Source organism: Micromonospora sp. NBC_01740 (assembly GCF_035920365.1).
GTDB classification, from domain to species: Bacteria; Actinomycetota; Actinomycetes; order Mycobacteriales; family Micromonosporaceae; genus Micromonospora; species Micromonospora reichwaldensis.
In genome coordinates this window covers 6,726,229-6,744,640 of record NZ_CP109150.1, presented here as the reverse complement: position 1 = coordinate 6,744,640, position 18,412 = coordinate 6,726,229, and the positions used below count along the sequence as shown (strand labels likewise).

The 18,412-nt window shown below is 74.2% G+C and carries 14 protein-coding genes; 8 read left to right on the top strand and 6 right to left on the bottom strand.

Annotation, left to right across the window (positions count from 1 at the left end; translation table 11 throughout):
- Positions 1–6 precede the first annotated feature (6 nt).
- On the top strand, positions 7–1,194 hold the full coding sequence (locus OG989_RS29255) for an FAD-dependent oxidoreductase (RefSeq protein ID WP_151456314.1): 1,188 nt from the start codon (positions 7–9) through the stop codon (positions 1,192–1,194).
- A 33-nt stretch (positions 1,195–1,227) separates the two neighbouring features.
- On the opposite strand, the gene OG989_RS29250 is transcribed toward OG989_RS29255, so the two are convergent.
- Complete coding sequence (locus tag OG989_RS29250; protein ID WP_327029099.1) at positions 1,228–2,073, bottom strand: GNAT family N-acetyltransferase; 846 nt, start codon at positions 2,071–2,073, stop codon at positions 1,228–1,230.
- 146 nt (positions 2,074–2,219) lie between these two features.
- On the opposite strand from OG989_RS29250, the gene gltB reads away from it, so the two are divergent.
- Positions 2,220–6,941: a glutamate synthase large subunit gene (gene gltB / locus OG989_RS29245; RefSeq protein WP_327029098.1), complete on the top strand. Its 4,722-nt coding sequence runs from the start codon at positions 2,220–2,222 to the stop codon at positions 6,939–6,941.
- Positions 6,934–8,442, top strand: coding sequence for a glutamate synthase subunit beta (locus OG989_RS29240; RefSeq protein ID WP_327029097.1), 1,509 nt, complete (start codon positions 6,934–6,936; stop codon positions 8,440–8,442). Before gltB ends, OG989_RS29240 begins: the two co-directional genes overlap by 8 nt.
- A gap of 488 nt (positions 8,443–8,930) precedes the next feature.
- On the opposite strand, the gene OG989_RS29235 is transcribed toward OG989_RS29240, so the two are convergent.
- Positions 8,931–10,463 carry a M1 family metallopeptidase gene (locus tag OG989_RS29235; protein ID WP_151456318.1) on the bottom strand — a complete coding sequence of 511 codons (1,533 nt, stop codon included), beginning with the start codon at positions 10,461–10,463 and terminating at the stop codon, positions 8,931–8,933.
- Positions 10,464–10,662: 199 nt separating this feature from the next.
- Here OG989_RS29235 and OG989_RS29230 point away from each other — a divergent pair, with 199 nt between their 5' ends.
- The 3 genes from OG989_RS29230 (at position 10,663) to OG989_RS29220 (ending at position 15,196) form a co-directional block, all read left to right on the top strand.
- Positions 10,663–11,463 (top strand): SGNH/GDSL hydrolase family protein, encoded by an 801-nt coding sequence (locus OG989_RS29230; RefSeq protein ID WP_327029096.1) that lies wholly within the window; start codon positions 10,663–10,665, stop codon positions 11,461–11,463.
- Positions 11,464–11,661: 198 nt separating this feature from the next.
- Positions 11,662–14,259: an FtsK/SpoIIIE domain-containing protein gene (locus tag OG989_RS29225; protein WP_327029095.1), complete on the top strand. Its 2,598-nt coding sequence runs from the start codon at positions 11,662–11,664 to the stop codon at positions 14,257–14,259.
- A 4-nt stretch (positions 14,260–14,263) separates the two neighbouring features.
- Positions 14,264–15,196: a hypothetical protein gene (locus OG989_RS29220; RefSeq protein ID WP_327029094.1), complete on the top strand. Its 933-nt coding sequence runs from the start codon at positions 14,264–14,266 to the stop codon at positions 15,194–15,196.
- Positions 15,197–15,246: 50 nt separating this feature from the next.
- On the opposite strand, the gene OG989_RS29215 is transcribed toward OG989_RS29220, so the two are convergent.
- The 3 genes from OG989_RS29215 to OG989_RS29205 form a co-directional block, all read right to left on the bottom strand.
- Positions 15,247–15,843 carry a Panacea domain-containing protein gene (locus OG989_RS29215; protein WP_151457391.1) on the bottom strand — a complete coding sequence of 199 codons (597 nt, stop codon included), beginning with the start codon at positions 15,841–15,843 and terminating at the stop codon, positions 15,247–15,249.
- A 132-nt stretch (positions 15,844–15,975) separates the two neighbouring features.
- Positions 15,976–16,233, bottom strand: coding sequence for a flavin reductase (locus tag OG989_RS29210; protein WP_151457392.1), 258 nt, complete (start codon positions 16,231–16,233; stop codon positions 15,976–15,978).
- A complete protein-coding gene (locus OG989_RS29205) occupies positions 16,230–16,607 on the bottom strand; it encodes a hypothetical protein (protein ID WP_225852511.1) in 378 nt (125 codons plus the stop codon). Before OG989_RS29205 ends, OG989_RS29210 begins: the two co-directional genes overlap by 4 nt.
- A gap of 222 nt (positions 16,608–16,829) precedes the next feature.
- On the opposite strand from OG989_RS29205, the gene OG989_RS29200 reads away from it, so the two are divergent.
- Positions 16,830–17,639, top strand: a complete 810-nt coding sequence (locus OG989_RS29200) for a helix-turn-helix domain-containing protein (protein WP_425856048.1) — start codon at positions 16,830–16,832, stop codon at positions 17,637–17,639.
- Positions 17,627–17,821, top strand: coding sequence for a DUF397 domain-containing protein (locus OG989_RS29195; protein WP_151457394.1), 195 nt, complete (start codon positions 17,627–17,629; stop codon positions 17,819–17,821). Before OG989_RS29200 ends, OG989_RS29195 begins: the two co-directional genes overlap by 13 nt.
- Before the next feature lie 71 nt (positions 17,822–17,892).
- Here OG989_RS29195 and OG989_RS29190 read toward each other — a convergent pair whose 3' ends face one another.
- Positions 17,893–18,384, bottom strand: a complete 492-nt coding sequence (locus OG989_RS29190) for a hypothetical protein (protein WP_327029092.1) — start codon at positions 18,382–18,384, stop codon at positions 17,893–17,895.
- Positions 18,385–18,412: the final 28 nt, after the last annotated feature.

Below are 18,412 nucleotides of genomic sequence, written 5' to 3'. Positions count from 1 at the left end.
CACCCGATGCGTAGCGCGGTCGTGGTCGGCGCCGGGATCGGCGGCCTCGCGGTCGCCGGCGCGCTGGCCCGCTCCGGCTGGCGGGTCACCCTGCTGGAACGTGCCGACCGCGTCCGCCCCGAGCCGACCGCCGTGGCGCTCTGGCCCAACGGCGTACGCGCGCTGCGCGCCCTCGGCCTCGGCGCCGGCCTGGAGGCGATCGCCACGGGGCTGCCCGACGGCGGGGTGCGCCGCCCGGACGGGCACTGGCTGGTGCAGCCCCGCCCCACGCCGGCCGACCGGATGCCGGTGGTGGTGCACCGGGAGGACCTGCACGACGCGCTCATCGCCGGCCTGGGCGACGAGGTCGAGCTGCGCACCGGGGTGACCGTGCGGACGGTCCGCGCCGTCTCCGGGGAGCGCCCCTCGGTCGGCGACGGCCGGCACACCATCGAGGCCGACCTGGTCGTCGCCGCCGACGGCACCGACAGCGCGCTGCGCCGGCAACTCGCCCCCGAGTCCGGCGTGGTCAGCTCCGGCTGCGCCGCCTGGCGGGCGGTGATCCCCTGGTACCGGGCCCCGAAGCTGCCCGCCGACCGGCCCGTCGGCGGCGAGGTGCTCGGTGCCGGCTACCGCTTCGTGTCGGCCTCGCTCGGCGAGCGCGGCTCCTCCGGCGGCTCCAGCCGGGGCGGCATCTACTGGGTCGCCACCGCCGTCGGCGCGCCCCGCCCGGAGCCGCCGGAGACCCAGCTCGCCCTGCTCCGCCGCTGGTACGCGGGCTGGCCCGCGCCGATCGCCGACCTGCTCGACGCCACCGACCCGGCGGACCTGGTGCAGCAGGAGATCCGCGAGCTGCGGCCGCTGCCGAGGTCGTACGGCTTCCCGACCGGCCCGGGCGGGGTGGTGCTGCTCGGCGACGCCGCCCACGCCATGCCGCCGCACCTCGGTCAGGGCGCCTGCCTCGCCTTCGAGGACGCCGCCACCCTCGCCTCGCTGCTGCGCGAGTCCCGCCTGCCCGACGCGGTGGTCGCGTACGACCGGGTGCGCCGGCCCCGGGCGGCGACGGTGGTCCGGCAGACCCGCCGGATGTCGGCGGTGCTGAAGGCCCGGGGCCCGCTGGCGCTGCGCGCCCGCGACGTAGCCCTGGGCGCCCTGAGCCCTCGCCTCCTCTCCACGGCCGCCACCACGGCCGCCCAGTGGCGCCCCCCGACCTGACCCGCCGGGCCGATGTGCCGCCCGAGGGCTTGGTCAGGGGGTGACCGGGGTGGGTTCGGCGATGCAGGCGGTGCCGATGCGGCGGAAGCCGACGCGCAGGTAGACCCGGGCGATGTCCTCGCTGCCCGCCGAGAGGAAGACCAGGTCGGTGCCGGCGGCCAGCAGCTCGCGGGCGAGCGTGGCGGTGACCGCCGCGCCCAGGCCACGGCGGCGGGCGGCCGGCAGGGTGGCCACGCCGGCGATCTCGGCGACGTCGCCGACGCGCATCGCCATTCCGCTGGCCAGCGCGCCCTCGGCGGGCGTCTCCGCCAGCACGGACAGGCGCCGGCCGTCCGCGACGCGGGTCCGCTCCTCGTCGAGCGCGGCCTCGTCCAGCTCGGCCATCGCGGCGTCGCGCTGCGCGGTGCCGGCGTCGCCGGGTTCGGTGCCGGCCGCGGAGAACCCGACGGCGGCGACCGCCCGCCGCGCCGCCACGTCCGCCGCGAAGTCGGGCGCCGCCGCGTCGAGCATCCGCAGCGGTACGTCCGTGAGGGTGCCCGGGTCGGGCAGGGCGGCCGGGTCGAGCACCATCAGCGGCGCCTCCAGCACCGCCAGCCCCGCCGAGCGGGCCACGGCCAGCAGGTCGGGGGTGGTCTCGTGCACCCATTCGAGGGCCTCGGGCAGGCCGAGTTCGCGCTGCCGCTCGCGTACGGCCGTGATGTCGGCCAGCGACGGCGCACCGGTGGCGTCGAGCCGGGGCCGGGCGTAGAACGGCCAGCCGGCGCCTTCCCTGACGAACAGTACGAGCGGGCCGTACTCCTCCGTACGCGCCGCGTCCCGGGGCACCGCGTCGTAGAAGTGCTCCAACCGGCCGAACAGGTCCCTGTCAAGAAAATCCACCGCGCGAGACTACACGTCCCAGAGTCTGGAAGGTGTGATCAATCTGCACTGGCCTTGCGCTCCGGACCCTAACGTAGACTCAATAGACCCTTGAGGGCCGACGTCGTCCCGATCGAGATCCACCCTGAGCGACGACAGGAGGCCCGGTGGCCTTTCCGTACCCTCACAGCAGCCCGAAGCAGGCCCCGCACCTCGGCCCGGGAGCGCCTGCGGCCGGGCTCTACGACCCCGCGCAGGAGCACGACGCCTGCGGTGTGGCCTTCGTGGCGGACCTGCACGGGCGGCGCTCGCACGCGGTCGTGGTCAACGGCCTCGACGCGCTCTGCCGGCTGGACCACCGGGGAGCCCGAGGCGCGGAACCCAACACCGGCGACGGCGCGGGCATCATGATCCAGATTCCGGACGCGTTCCTGCGCGCGGTGGTGGACTTCCCGCTGCCGCCCGCCGGCGAGTACGCCACCGGCCTGGTCTTCCTTCCCGACGACGACGCCGCCGAGGCCCGCGCGCGCCGCGTGGTGGAGAAGTACGCGCTGGTCGAGGGGGCCGACGTGCTCGGCTGGCGGGACGTGCCGGTCGACCCGAGCGGCCTCGGCGAGACCGCCCTCGCGGCGATGCCCCGGGTGCGGCAGCTCTTCCTCGCCGCGCGCCGGCTCACGGGCTCGGCGGCCGGGCCGGCCGGGTCGCCGCTGGTCGGCGTCGAGCTGGAGCGGGTCGCGTTCTGCGTGCGCAAGCAGGCCGAGCGGGAGAGCGCCGAGCGGGGCGTGCCGGCCTATTTCCCGTCGCTGTCCGGGCGGACCATGGTGTTCAAGGGCATGCTCACTCCCGACCAGCTCCCGGCGTTCTATCCGGAGCTGTCCGACGCGCGGGTGGAGAGCGCGATCGCGCTGGTGCACTCCCGGTTCTCCACGAACACGTTCCCGTCCTGGCCGCTGGCGCACCCGTACCGGCTCATCGCGCACAACGGCGAGATCAACACGATCCGGGGCAACCGCAACTGGATGCAGGCCCGCGAGGCACTGCTGCGCACCCCGAACTTTCCCGGCAACATCCGCCGGGTCTTTCCGGTCTGCACCCCCGCCGCCTCCGACTCGGCGAACTTCGACGAGGTCCTCGAGCTGCTGCACCTGGCCGGGCGGAGCCTGCCGCACGCCGTGCTGATGATGATCCCGGAGGCGTGGGAGAACGACCCCGACATGGCCGCCGACAAGCGCGCCTTCTACCGCTTCCACGCGAGCCTGATGGAGCCGTGGGACGGGCCGGCCTCGGTCGCCTTCACCGACGGCGAGGTCGTCGGCGCCGTGCTGGACCGCAACGGGCTGCGCCCGGGGCGCTGGTGGCGTACGGACGACGGGCTCGTGGTGCTCGGCAGCGAGGCGGGCGTGCTCGACCTCGACCCGGCCCGGGTGGTCGCCAAGGGCCGCCTCCAGCCGGGCAAGATGTTCCTGGTCGACACCGTCGCCGGCCGCATCGTGCACGACGAGGAGATCAAGGCGGAGCTGGCGGCCGAGCAGCCGTACGCCGACTGGCTGCACGCCGGCCTGATCGAGCTGACCGACCTGCCCCCGCGCCGGCACACCGTCTACACCCACGACTCGGTACGCCGCCGCCAGCAGACCTTCGGCTACAGCGAGGAGGAGCTGAAGATCCTGCTCGCGCCGATGGCGCGTACGGGCGCCGAGCCGCTCGGCTCGATGGGCACCGACACCCCGATCGCCCCGCTCTCCACCCGGCCGCGGCTGCTCTACGACTACTTCCACCAGCTCTTCGCGCAGGTCACCAACCCGCCGCTGGACGCCATCCGCGAGGAGTTGGTGACAAGCCTGGCGTCCACCATCGGGCCGGAGGGCAACCTGCTCGACCCGGGCCCGGCGAGCTGCCGGCAGATCGTGCTGCCGTACCCGGTGATCGACAACGACGAGCTGGCGAAGATCCTCTCCATCGACGAGGACGGCGACCTGCCCGGCTTCAAGGCGGTGCGGGTCTCCGGGCTCTACCGGGTCCGGGAGGGCGGCGCCGGGATCAAGGCCCGGCTGACGGAGATCTGCCGGCACGTCTCCGAGGCCATCGAGGACGGCGTACGCATCCTGGTGCTGTCGGACCGGGACTCCAACGCCGACCTCGCCCCCATCCCGTCGCTGCTGCTCACCGCCGCCGTGCACCAGCACCTCGTGCGCGAGCAGACCCGCACCCAGGTGGCGTTGATCGTCGAGTCCGGCGACTGCCGCGAGGTGCACCACGCGGCGGTGCTGATCGGCTACGGCGCGGCGGCGGTGAACCCGTACCTGGCGTTCGAGTCGGTGGAGGACATGATCTCCACCGGGGTGCTGGTCGGCACGGATCCGGCCAAGGCGGTCCGCAACTACGTCAAGGGCCTCGGCAAGGGCGTCCTGAAGATCATGTCCAAGATGGGCATCTCGACGGTGTCGTCGTACTGCGGGGCGCAGGTCTTCGAGGCCGTCGGGCTGGACGCCAAGCTGGTCCAGCGCTACTTCCGGGGCACCCCGAGCAAGATCGGCGGGATCGGGCTCGACGGCATCCACGCCGAGGTCGCCGCCCGGCACGCCGTGGCCTGGCCGCCGCCGGGCGCCGTGGCGTCGGACCGGCTGGAGGTCGGCGGCGAGTACCAGTGGCGCCGCGAGGGCGAGCTGCACCTGTTCAACCCGGAGACGGTCTTCCTGCTCCAGCACGCCACCCGCAGCCGCCAGTACGACGTCTTCCGCCAGTACACGGCCAAGGTCGACGAGCTGGCCGCGGCGGCCGGCTCGCTGCGCGGGCTGTTCACCCTGCGTACGGGCGTGCGGCCCCCGGTGCCGCTCGACGAGGTCGAACCGGCCACCGAGATCGTCAAGCGGTTCGCCACCGGCGCCATGTCGTACGGGTCGATCTCGGCGGAGGCGCACGAGACCCTCGCGATCGCGATGAACCGCCTCGGCGGCAAGTCCAACACCGGCGAGGGCGGCGAGGACGTCGAGCGGCTGCACGACCCGGCCCGCCGCTCCGCCGTGAAGCAGATCGCCAGCGGCCGGTTCGGGGTGACCAGCGAATACCTGGTCAACGCCGACGATCTCCAGATCAAGATGGCGCAGGGCGCCAAGCCCGGCGAGGGCGGGCAGCTGCCCGGCAACAAGGTCTGGCCGTGGATCGCCCGTACCCGGCACGCCACGCCGGGCGTCGGCCTGATCTCCCCGCCCCCGCACCACGACATCTACTCCATCGAGGACCTCGCGCAGCTCGTCCACGACCTGAAGTGCGTCAACCCGTCCGCCCGGGTGCACGTCAAGCTCGTCAGCGAGGTCGGCGTCGGCACCGTCGCGGCGGGCGTGGCCAAGCTCAAGGCCGACGTCATCCTGATCTCCGGCCACGACGGCGGCACCGGCGCGTCCCCGCTGAACTCGCTCAAGCACGCCGGCACCCCGTGGGAGCTGGGGCTGGCCGAGGCGCAGCAGACGCTGCTGCTCAACAAGCTGCGCGACCGGGTCACCGTGCAGGTCGACGGGCAGCTCAAGACCGGCCGCGACGTGCTGGTGGCGGCGCTGCTCGGCGCCGAGGAGTTCGGCTTCGCCACCGCGCCGCTGATCGTCGAGGGCTGCGTCATGATGCGCGTCTGCCACCTCGACACCTGCCCGGTCGGCATCGCCACCCAGAACCCGGTGCTGCGGGAACGCTTCACCGGCCGGCCGGAGTTCGTGGAGAACTTCTTCCTGTTCCTCGCCGAGGAGGTCCGCGGCTACCTGGCCGAGCTGGGCCTGCGGTCGATCGAGGAGGCCATCGGGCAGGCCGAGCTGCTCGACGTCGCCCCGGCGATCGCGCACTGGAAGGCCGGCGGGCTGGACCTGGCCCCCGTGCTGCACCTGCCGGAGCTGCCGGCCGGGGCCGCGCGCCGGGGCGTACGGGCCCAGGACCACGGGCTGGAGCTGGCGCTGGACAACGAGCTGATCGCCCTGGCCGGGCCGGCGCTGGCCGACGGTACGCCGGTGCGGGTGGAGGTGGCGGTGCGCAACGAGCACCGCAGCGTCGGCGCGATGCTCGGCGGCGAGGTGACCCGCCGCTTCGGCGGGGCCGGCCTGCCCGCCGACACGATCGAGTTCACGCTGCGCGGCACCGCCGGCCAGTCGTTCGGCGCGTTCCTGCCGGGCGGGGTGACCCTCCGGCTGCACGGCGACGCCAACGACTACGTGGGCAAGGGCCTCTCCGGCGGTCGGCTCGTCGTGCGGCCGGACGCCGCCGCCCCCTTCCTCGACGGCGAGGCCGAGCCGGGGCAGCGGGCCGAGGACCAGACCATCGCCGGCAACACCATCCTCTACGGGGCCACCGCGGGCGAGCTGTTCCTGCGCGGACGGGTGGGGGAGCGGTTCGCCGTACGCAACTCGGGCGCGGTGACCGTCGTCGAGGGCGTCGGTGACCACGGTTGCGAGTACATGACCGGTGGGACCGTGGTGGTGCTGGGCCCGACCGGCCGCAACTTCGCCGCCGGCATGTCCGGCGGCATGGCCTTCGTGCACCGGCTGGACCGCCGCCGGGTCAACGCGGAGCTGGTCGACCTGGCGCCGCTGTCCGGGGAGGAGCAGGCGGTGCTGCACGAGCTGGTGCAGCGGCACTTCGCCGAGACCGACTCGGCGGTCGCCGAGGGGCTGCTCAAGCGCTGGCCGGAAGCGGTGGCGGAGTTCACCGCCGTGGTGCCCCGGGACTACCGCCGGGTGCTGGAGATCATGCGGGCCGCCGAAGCCGCCGGCCGCGACGTCGACGACGCGGTGATGAGCGCACTCGCGGTGAATGCCGCCCCAGCTGCGCAGTCGGCGCCCTCCGCTTCGTCTGTTCCGACCCTGCCCGCCCCGCGGGTGACGGTCCAGGAGGTGGCTCGTGCCTGACCCGAACGGTTTCCTGCGCTACGACCGGCGGCTGCCCGCGCGCCGCCCGGTGCCGGTGCGGATCAGCGACTGGCGCGAGGTGTACCCGCCGGCAGGCGAGGAGCTCATCCGCGAGCAGGCCACCCGCTGCATGGACTGCGGCATCCCGTTCTGCCACGACGGCTGCCCGCTGGGCAACCGCATCCCGGACTGGAACGACCTGGTCCGCACGGGCAACTGGGACGCCGCGGTGGACTCGCTGCACGCCACCAACAACTTCCCCGAGTTCACCGGCCGGCTCTGCCCGGCGCCCTGCGAGGCGGCCTGCGTGCTCGGCATCGGTGGCGGGCAGCCGGTCACCATCAAGCAGGTCGAGGTGGAGATCGCCGACGCGGCCGTCGTCCGGGGCGGCCTGCTGCCGCGCCCGGCCCCGGCGCCGACGGGCCGCTCGGTCGCCGTGGTCGGCTCCGGGCCCGCCGGCCTCGCCGCCGCGCAGCAGCTCGCCCGCGCCGGTCACGCCGTCACGGTGTACGAGCGCGACGACGCGATCGGCGGCCTCCTGCGGTACGGCATCCCCGACTTCAAGCTGGAGAAGGTCCACATCGACCGCCGGCTGGCCCAGCTCACCGCCGAGGGCGTGCGCTTCCGCACCGGGGTGAACGTCGGCGTGGACGTCACCGCCGAGCAGTTGCGCGCCGAGCACGACGCCGTGCTGCTCGCCTGCGGCGCGCTGCGGGGCCGGGACACCCCCGAGACGCCGGGGCGCGGGCTGCGCGGCGTACACCAGGCGATGGACCACCTCGTCGCGGCCAACCGGGTGGTCGCCGCGGCGGCGGGCGGCCGGCCCGACACGGCGGTGCTGCCCGACGGCAACCCGATCGACGCGGCCGGGAAGCACATCGTGATCATCGGTGGCGGCGACACGGCGGCGGACTGCCTGGGCGTGGCGCACCGCCAGGGCGCGGCCGGCGTACACCAGTTGGACCTCTACCCGCAGCCGCCGCAGGCGCGCGACGAGGCCCGGGACCCGTGGCCCACGTGGCCGTGGCTGCTGCGCAGCTACCCGGCGCACGAGGAGGGCGGCGAGCGGGTCTTCGCCGTCGCGGTCCAGGAGTTCGTCGACGACGGCACCGGCCAGGTGCGGGCGGTACGGATCGCCGAGGTGACCGTGGAGAAGCGCGACGGGCGGCGCATCGTCACCCCGGTGCCCGGCTCGGAGCGGGAGTTGCCGGCCGACCTGGTGCTGCTGGCGATCGGCTTCGAGGGCACCGAGGAGCAGCCGCTGCTCGACCAGCTCGGGGTCGGCCGCAACGCCCGTGGCGCGATCGACGCCCGGTCCGACTGGCAGACCGGCACCGACGGCGTCTTCGTCGCCGGCGACATGCACCGGGGCGCCTCGCTGATCGTCTGGGCGATCGCCGAGGGCCGCGCCGCGGCCGCCGCCATCCACGCCCACCTGGGCGGGACGGGCACCCTGCCGGCCCCGGTGGATCCGGCCCGCCAACCCCTGGCCGCGCGCTGACCGGTGATCCCGGCTTGTCCCGGGCGGGCCTGTCCCGAAGAGACCTGTTCCAGCGGCCTGTCTCGGGCGGGCCTGTCTTGGGCGGGCCTGTCTTGGGCGGGCCCGTCTCGGACGGGCCCGTCTCGGACGGGCTTGTCGCCGGCCTTGCCGGCGCTCGGCGCCCTGCCGGTTGTCCGGTGTCCGCGCTGTCGAGCTGATGTTCGTAGACGGATCAGGGCTTCGGCAACGCCGTGCACACCCTGGGTGGGCGCCGCTCGGGGTTGGTCGGCGTCCGTCGCGTGGACGGCGGGTGGCGTCCGTCCCGTGGACGGCGGGTGAATCGTCTACGACATCACCTCGACAGCGTCGACCGACCTGTCCGTGGACCGCATCGTGCGCGCCGCCATCGACGTGGCCGACGGAGGCATCCCGCCCGGCGCGTGCACGGTCCGCCTCTGGCGCACCGGGCGCGGGTACCCGCCCGTGAGTCAGCGGGCACCCGCACCCGCTCAGCGGGTCAGGAGCTGGTGCGACTCGCGGAGCTTGGTCCAGGACTTCGGTTCGGCCGGCGGGCCGGCCTTGCGGGCGGCGCCGGGCACGTCCGGCCGACCGGGGGTGAGTAGCCAGGTGGTGAAGAAGTCGTCCAGGTCCAGACCGGAGATCCGTTCGGCCAGGGCCTGGAACTGGGCGGTGGTGGCGTTGCCGTGTCGGTGCGCGGCCGTCCAGGCCGGCAGGAGTGCGAAGAACGCCTCGTCGCCGATGGCCAGCCGCAGCTGGTGCACCGTCATCGCGCCCCGGTCGTAGACGGCGGCGTCGAAGATCCTGCCCGGCCCGGGTGCGCCCGGCGGCACCTGCCAGAACCCGTCGTCGGCCGGGTAGCTGGCGTACGTGAAGTCGAACAGCTCCTGGGCGGTGCCCTCGCCCTGCTCCTCCGACCAGAGCCACTCCGCGTACGAGGCGAAGCCCTCGTTCAGCCAGATGTCGCTCCAGTCGGCCAGCGAGACCGAGTTGCCGAACCACTGGTGGGCCTGCTCGTGCACCACTACGTAGGTGTTGGCGCCCCGGCGCCAGAAGCCCGGCCCGTACACCGGGCGGGTCTGCGTCTCCAGGGCGAAGCCGATGCCGTCGACGGGCCCGGCCACGCCGCCCTGCGCCTCGAAGGGGTACGGCCCGAAGATCCCGCTGCACCACTCGACGACCTCGGCCGTGCGCCCGATGCTGGCCCGCGCGGCCGGCCCCAGCTCGCCGAGGCCGGCGCTGTACGCGTTGACCACCGGCTGCCCGTTCGGCGCCGTGTCGGTGACGATGTCGTACTGGCCGATGGCGAGGAAGGACAGGTAGGTGGCGGTGGGTGAGGTGGTCCGCCAGCTCCACCGGGTGCGGTTGCCCGCCTCGGCCAGCGGCGGGCGGGGCTGGACGCCGTTGCTGATCACCTCGACGCCGGTCGGCACCGAGACGGAGACGTCGAAGGTGGCCTTGTCCTGCGGGTGGTCGTTGCTGGGGAACCACCACCAGGCCGACTCCGGCTCGTTGACCACCATCGCCCCGTCGGCGGTGCGGGTCCAGCCGGTGTAGCCGCCGACCAGTGTCTCCGACGGCACGCCCGAGTAGCGCACCACGATGGTGAGCTGCTTGCCGGCCGTGATCGCGCGGCGCGGGGTGACCGCCAGCTCGTGCACGCCCTCGCGGGTGGCCGTGGCCTGCCAGCCGTCGACCCGTACCGACTCGACGTCGAGCAGGAAGTCCAGGTTGAACCGGGACAGGTCCTCGGTGGCCCGGGCCAGGATCGTGGTGGTGCCGGTGAGCAGGTCGGTCGCCGGGTCGTAGCGCAGCCGGACGTCGTAGTGCTGGACGTCGTAGCCGCCGTTTCCGTAGTCGGGGAAGTAGCTGTCGCCCAGTCCCGGGCCGCCGGGTTGCGGTGCGGCGGCGGGGACGGGCCGGCCCAGGGCCGGTGGGGCGGCCTGGCCGGGGGTGCCGGCGACCAGGCCGCCGGCGGTGGTGACGGTCAGGGCGGCGATGGCCGCCGTGAGAGCGCGTCGCACGGGGTGGACTCCCTCCGTCGGGGTGTACGCACCGGCCAACCTAATCGACGATCGTGAACATGTCGGTCCCGTCGCCCGATCTGACCCATTCCATTGATCTGAATGTTTCGATAGCATTACCGCCTGGTAACAAGCCCCCGTCCCTGGCCACGCGCGCGGTCACCGGGCCCACCACCCCCTGTCCCGTGGAGGTCCCCTCATGCCCCACCGCCCGCTGGCCCGTGCCCTCGCCGCGCTGGTCGCCCTGTCCACCGCCGCCCTCGGCGCGCTGCTCGCCCCCGGCACCGCCCAGGCCGCCGCAGCCGTCAACTACGTGGCCCTCGGCGACTCCTACTCCTCCGGCGTCGGCGCCGGCCCGTACGAACCGTCCACCTGCCTGCGCAGCCAGAAGTCGTACGCCCCGCTGTGGGCCGCCGCCAACGCGGTCACCAGCTTCACGTTCCCCGCCTGCGGCGGCGCCGTCACCTCCGACGTCATCAACAACCAGGTCGGCTCCCTGAGCGCCAGCACCACCCTGGTCACCATCACCATCGGCGGCAACGACGCCGGCTTCGCCGACGTGATCACCAGCTGCCGCTTCGGCAGCACGTCGAGCTGCACCAACGCCGTCAACGAGTCGAAGGCGTTCGCCACCACCACCCTGCCGGGCCGGCTGGACGCCACCTACGCGGCCATCCGGAACCGGGCGCCCAACGCGCGGCTGATCGTGCTCGGCTACCCGCGGCTGTTCGAGACCGGCTCCTGCGGGCTGCTGGCGATGAGCACCTACAAGCGGACCATCCTCAACGAGGCCGCCGACGTGCTCGCCACCGTCATCTCCGGCCGGGCCGCCGCGGCCGGCGCCACGTTCGCCGACACCCGCCCCTACTTCGCCGGGCACGGGGTCTGCGCGGCCGACCCGTGGATCCGCGACGTCAGCGGCGTCATCGAGGCGTACCACCCCGACGCCGACGGCTACCGGTACGGCTACCTGCCGGCCCTCAACGCCGTCACCGGCTGACCGCCCTGTTCACGTGGTAAGGAAGGGCACCTTCCTGTCGTTTTTCGTATCGGAAGGTGCCCTTCCTTACCCGTGCGTCAGAGGGAGTGCCGGCGGCGGCGTGTTCGTCCGACGCGCCCGCCTCGCCACTGTCCGGGTGTCGCCGGTGTCCGTTAGGGTCCTTGGGGACCAGGCGGGCGACGGCGACGGGAGCGGGAAGTGGGCAGGCTCGCGTCGGCGTACGGGCAGGCGGTTGCGGCGCACCGGGCGGCCCGGGCGCACCTCGACACCGCCCGCCGGGCGCTCGCCGGGCAGGCGCCCCAGGCCGCCCCGGCCGGCGCACCCGAACTGGTCACCCGGCTCGCGGCACTCGGCGGCGCGCTCGCCACCCCGACCCCCGGGGCCACCCCCGTGACCGCGGTCCCCGTACCCGTCCGCGTCGGCGAGGCGTCCACCCCGGACGGTGCCTTCCCCGTCCTCGTACCGCTGGGTGGCGGCCACCACCTCGCCGTCGACGCGGACGCCCGCGACCCCCGGGTGGCCGGCCTGCTGCGGGCGCTCGTGCTGCGGCTGCTCGCCACCGCGCCGACCGGCGGCGTGCGGGTCGCCGGCATCGACACCGCCGCGCTCGGCGCCACCTTCGGGCCGCTGCGCCCGCTCATCGACGCCGGCGTGCTCGATCCGCCGGCCACCGGCGAGGCCGAGGTGGCCGCCCTGCTCGACGCCGCCGAGCGGCACGCCCGCGCCGCCCGGCACGCCGACCGCCCCGACCAGGAGCTGCTGCTGGTCGTCGCCGCGTCGGCGCCGCCGCCGCGCGAGGCGGCCCGGCTCGCCGCGCTCACCCACGCCGGCCCGGCCGCCGCGGTCTGCGTGCTGGTCGCCGGCCGGCCCACCGCCGCGTCGGCGGAGCCGGCACCGCAGCTCGGCGCCACCACCACGATCCGGCTGACCGAGCGGTACGCCCACGTCGGCGACCCGCCGGGGGCCCCGTTCAGCCACGACGGCAGTGGACTGGCCGCCCCCGTGCTGCTCGACGGCGACCCGCCGGCGGCGTCGGTGGCCGCCCTCGCCGCGCACCTCGGCGCCGCCGCCCGACGCAGCGACACTGTGGATTTCGCCGAGCTGCTGCCCGAGCGGCGGTGGGCCGAGTCGGCGGGCAACGGGCTGCGCACCGTGGTCGGCCGCGCGGGCCGCGACCCGGTCACCGTCGCCTTCGACGACGCCACCCCGCACTGGCTCGTGGGCGGGCGCACCGGCGCCGGCAAGACCGTCTTCCTGCTCGACGTCCTCTATGGGCTGGCCGCCCGCTACTCGCCGGCCGAGCTCCGGCTCTACCTGCTCGACTTCAAGGAGGGGGTGAGCTTCACCGAGTTCGTCCCCACCCCCCGCGACCCGTCCTGGCTGCCGCACGCCCGTGCGGTCGGCATCGAGTCCGACCGGGAGTACGGCGTCGCCGTGCTGCGCGAGCTGCGCCGCGAGCTGTCCCGGCGGGCCACCGTCCTCAAGCGGCACGGCGTCACCAAGCTCGCCGACCTGCCCCGCGACACCCCGGTGCCCCGGATCGTGGCGGTGATCGACGAGTTCCACGTGCTTCTCACCGGCAACGACGCGCTGGCCCGCGAGTCGGTCGACCTGCTGGAGGAGCTGGCCCGCAAGGGTCGCTCGTACGGCGTGCACCTGGTGCTGGCCAGCCAGAGCATGACCGGCGTCGAGGCGCTCTACGGCCGGGCCGAGGCGATCTTCGGCCAGTTCGCGCTCCGGGTGGCGCTGCCCGGTGGCGGCGGGGTGCTCGACCCGCTGAACGAGTCCGCCCTGACCCTGCCGGTCGGCTCGGCCGTGCTCAACACCGCGGCCGGCGCGGTCGGTGCCGACACGATCGTCCGCTTCCCGGACGCGCACGCCGCCGCCGGGGAGTTGGCCGGGCTGCGCCACGAGCTGTGGCAGGCCCGAGCGGCAGGCGCGCGCGCCCCGTCGGTCTTCAAGGGCTACGAGGCCGCCCACGTCGAGGACGACCCGACCTTCGCCGGGCTGCGTCCGGGCGGGCGCCGCCCGCTGGCCCTGGTCGGGCGTACGGTCGACGTGGAGGGCACCTCCGCGCTGTTCATGATGGACGCGACCCCGGGCCGGCACCTGGCCGTGGTCGGCACCTCGGCCACCGGCGCGGAGGTGCTGCGCGCGGCCACCCTGAGTCTCGCCCGGCAGCACGCTCCGGGCGACGCCCGGTTCCTGCTCGCCTCGCTGGTCACCGCCGCCGAGTCAGCCGCCGACGACACCGCCGCGACCCTGGCCGCCGCCGGCCACCCGGTCGACCGCCTCGACGCGACCGACCTGCGCCGCCACCTCGGCACCCTCGCCGCCGCGCTGTCGACGCCAGGCGCAACGGCCGGCCCCGCCACGACGGCGCAAGGGGTGGGGGAGGCCGGGCCGGGCGCGAGCCGCACCTATCTCGTCGTCTTCGGCGTCGACGCCGCCAGCGGGCTGCTCGCCGCCACCGACCCGGACACGTTCCGCTCCGGCCACGACGACCTGCGGGCCGTGCTGCGTCAGGGGCCGGGGCAGGGGACGCACCTGCTCGGCTGGTGGCGGGGGCTGCGCCGCCTCGCCGACGACCTTGGCGGCGCCCACAACCGCGACGACGTCGCCTGCCTGGTCGCGCTGAACGTGCCCGGCGCCGAGCTGGGCCTGCACCTCGGCGTGCACGACCTCGCGTACGCGCCCCGGCCCGACCGGGCGCTCCTGGTCGACCGGCACGACCAGCGCACCCGGCTCATCGTGCCGTTCGCCCGCGAGGGGCACGGCCCGGACGGGGAGGACTGAGGCGGTGTCCACCTTCGAGGAGTACGCGGCGCTCGCCCGGCAACTCGCCGAGCGGCGACAGGCCGGCGAGCGCGGTGCCGCCGCCGACGCCGACCGGCGCCGCAACCTGCACGCCGCCGCGGACTACCTCCAGCACCGGCTCACCGCCCAGGGGCAGCGCCTCGACCAGCTCGGCCAGGCCATCGGCATCCCGGCGTCCAGCGTGCCCACCGGCGCCGCACCCACGCCCTCCACCGTCCCCGGCGCAGGGCCGCCCGCCGGCGTCCCCGATTCCGCACCCACGTTCCCTGCCGTTCCCGGCGCCGGTGCGCCCGGCACCTCGGCCGGCGACGGTGGTCGAGGTGGCGCCCCGTTCGCCGGCGTCGGGCCGGGGGAGGGGGAGCCCGCCAGCGCAGCCGGCGCGCCGGGGCGGCCGGGCGTCGGGGCGCACCCCCAGGTCGGGGTGGGGGAGACGAGGCTGGCGCTGCCGACGGCCGCGAGCCCGGCGGCGGGCGGGGTGCCGGCCCCGCGCCCGGCGGAGGTCGACCCGACCGTCGAGCTGGAGCTGGCCCGACGCTACGCGGACGAGTCCGACCGGCACGGGCAGCAGACCGAGCTGCTCGCGCAGCGACCGGCGCTGCTGCCCGGCTGGTCGCCGGTGGCCCGGTCGGTCACCGTCTACGCGGGCTGCGCGGCCGTGGGCGCGATCCTCATGATGATCATGGTGCTCGCCTCCGGCGTCGGCCTGGTCGACGGTTTCACCCTCGGCGCGTGGATCTGCGCGGGTCTGCCCGCGCTCTCCTTCTTCGCCGGCTACCTGGTGCTCGGCCGATGGGGGCGACCGGCCATGGTCGCCGGCACGCCGCCCCGCTACGTGCACCTGGGCTTCCTGATCTGCTTCGCGGCCGTGCCGGTCGCCTACGTGGCCTTCCTGCTGCTGTTCCGCGTGATGCGCTGACCGCGAGCACGGCGGGACCGGTTCAGCAGCTCTGAGTTGGCAGCAGTGGATCAGCGCTGCTCACTGCTGATCCGGGCGATCTCCTGAGCGATCAGATCGTCGGCACTGATGACGCCGGACGCGACATCTCGAAGCCTGTCCTGCCAGTCCTCGTCGAACTCCGCTCCTTCGAGGGCGGCGTTGGCGGAGGCGAGGACCACGGCTGTCTCGACGCTCGCCACCTGCCGGGCGTAGTACGCCCTCATGAGGTCGACGTCGACCTGCTCGGTGGAGGGGGCGGACTCGGGCAACGCGCCACGCGCGACACGCCACGGAAGCTCGTTGTGCGTCATCGTCGACAGTTCAGCGGCGGAGAATCGGCCGTACGCCTCGGTCACCCAGTGAACCGTGTCGACCTGGGCGGGTGCCAGGCGGGATGCTTCGCCGAGCGGCCACTCGGTGACGGTCAGTTGACCGCGATGATGGCGGTAGAGGTGCGGGACCACCGGGCCTTCGCGCCATGCCTCGATCGGCTCCTGGAAAAGCGGGTGGCCCGTCCGCGCCAGGTGCCATCCCTGGCAGTAGTAGACGAGCTTCTCCAGCTTCATCGCCGTCATGGCCCCGAGGTCGCCCAGCACCGCCGCTGCGACGTCATGCGCCGTTGCCACCGATGGCACCCTCTCTGCAGGTTCTGCCTGAGAGCCTAACGAGTCGGACCGACAGTGCGGGTCCGACGGCGTCGGATAGGCAGAACCAGCAGATCCCGGAAGCTGTCGCGCCGCGTAGGTGACCCGCGGCGGTCAGCGGGAGCGGGCCGGCACCCAGTCCGTGAAGCGCCCGTGCAGGTCCGCCGACTGCGCGCCGGGGTAGTGCTGCGCGAGCTGGTCGGCGGCGGCTTCTTCGCGCAGCGTCACGAGGTGGACCATGAGCCCCGGCATGTCGCCCCGGTACTTCGCGAGGAGAAGCAGCTTCGCCGGGGAACAGGGCCAGGCGATCCCGCAGGCCCGGCAGCGCCACGTCGGGCGGGACGGGACGTGGTCGCGGACGGGCGTGTTCACCGGCTGGTCCCCGCGCTCCGCCGGGCCGGAGCGCGCCGCTGCGCCGAGGGTGAACGCGCGGCCGAGGGCGCCTGCGTGGGACGCATCCCGTCGGGTCGCACGTACAACTCGCGGCGGTCAATCGCCTGGCCGCGCGCGTCGAGCTGGTACACCTCGACCCACGCCCAGCCGTGGTAGGTGACGAGGTCGGTTCGCTCGCGGATCACCCGTACCGTGATCGGCTTCGCGAACTGCGGCGACGCCTCGCGCGTCAGCAGGTACACGCCAGGGCTGACCCGAGGCGTCCCGTCCTCGCGGGTGCTGGCCGTCGCGGCGGCGGGGCGCGTCGCCCAGCGCGACGCCGGTACGGCATTCGCGGGCCTCGGCACGGGCACGGGGCCTCCCTCCATCGGTGTCGGAATCGGGACGCGCGCTCGGCAGGGCCCCTGCGACGTGTGCGCCCGCCGAGTCCTGAGGGGGCCGATTCCGCCGGGCGCGCCGTCCTCCTTCCACCCTGGACGAACGCCCCCTAGGCTCGGAACAGTCACCGCGTGATCGCGGAACGTAGCGTGCGGTTTCGGGCCGGGGGAGAACGGTGTGGAGATTCGTGGAAGGGTGTGGAAGCCGTGGGAATCTCGCCGTCGGAGTACCTGCTTCGTGAGCTGAGGCGACGCCGGTCGGCCGCCGGGTTGACCCAGGCGCAGCTCGGTGAGCTGGTCTTCTGCTCGGACTCCCAGGTGAGCGCGATCGAGACCGGGACGAAGCCACCCACCCTGCCCTACCTGACCGCCGTCGACGGGGCGCTGGACACCGGCGGATACTTCGCGACGCTCTGGAACGAGCTGGTCAAGGGCGACGGCGCGCCGGTCTGGCTGCGCGAGTGGATACAGATCGAGCGGGAGGCGACCGCCCTACGCTGGTACGAGCACGCGTTCGTGCCGGGACTTCTCCAGACCGAGGCGTACGCGCGAGCGACCTTCCGAGCGGCACGGACGCCGGTTGCCGAGTTGGGCCAGCGGGTCGCGGCGCGGATGGAACGGCAGGCTGTGCTCGCCCGCCTGCCGAGCCCACAGCTCTTCGTGGTGCTCGACGAGATGGTCGTCCGGCGGGAGTTCGGCGGTCCCGACGTGATGGCCGAGCAGCTCGAGCACCTGCTGACCTGCGCCGAGCAGCCGCATGTCCAGTTGCAGGTCGTGCCGCTGTCCGCTGGCGTCTATACAGGACTGGCCGGAACGTTCATCCTGGCCGACCTGCCCGACGGCTCGCGTGCGGGCTGCGTAGACCATCAGTTGGAGTCACAGACCACCGGGCAGCCTGACGCGATTGCTCGGTTGGGGCTGGCGTGGGACGCTGTCCACGGCGAAGCCCTCCCGCTGAGGCAATCGATCGACGTGCTCAAGGAAGCGGCGAAGACATGGACAGTCTGACCGGCGCGCGGTGGCGCAAGTCGTCTCGCTCGTCCACCAATGGCGGCGTGTGCGTCGAGGTTGCCGACAATCTGCCCGGCGTCGTCGGCGTACGGGATTCGAAGGACCCGGCTGGTCCCGCGCTGGTCTTCACCCCGACCGCCTGGCGGGTTTTCGTCGCCCAGCTCACCGACCGCGCCTGACAACCCGCCGGGAGTTCGTCGCCCTCACTGGCGATCCCGGCCGCTGCAACCCCGATGCGAACTGAGGTTCCTCAGAGCGGGGAAGCGGGGGAGGCGTCCTCGGCGACATTCAACAGGTGGCACCGGACGATCGCCCGGCAGGAGGTGGCCAGGAGCAGCCCGAGGCCGATGGCCAGGACCGTCAGCCCGATGTCGAACGGCAGTCGCGCCATCAGGTCCAGCGAGCTCTGTTCGCCGATCACCGCGAAGCTCGCCGCCACCACCGACAGAGCGGTGACCAGGGTGCCCACGGCAGCGACCATCCCGGTCATCGCCGCCACCACGCTGCGCCGTGCCCACAGCGCGGCCATGGCGGCCAGCAGCAGCCAACCGAAGGTGAGCAGGGTCCAGCCACCCCCGTCGCTGAGTGACGCATAGGCCCAGCCGGAGAAGGACCAGATGGCGCGGCTGCTCGGCCGGAACCAGGGCATCAGATATCCGGCGAGGGTGAGCAGGGTGGCCACGAGCATGCCAACGTCGATCGCGAACAGCGGGAGCCTGGAGTTCTGCTCAGCCGTGGACATGACGCCCTCCCCGTCCGTGCGGTACGGG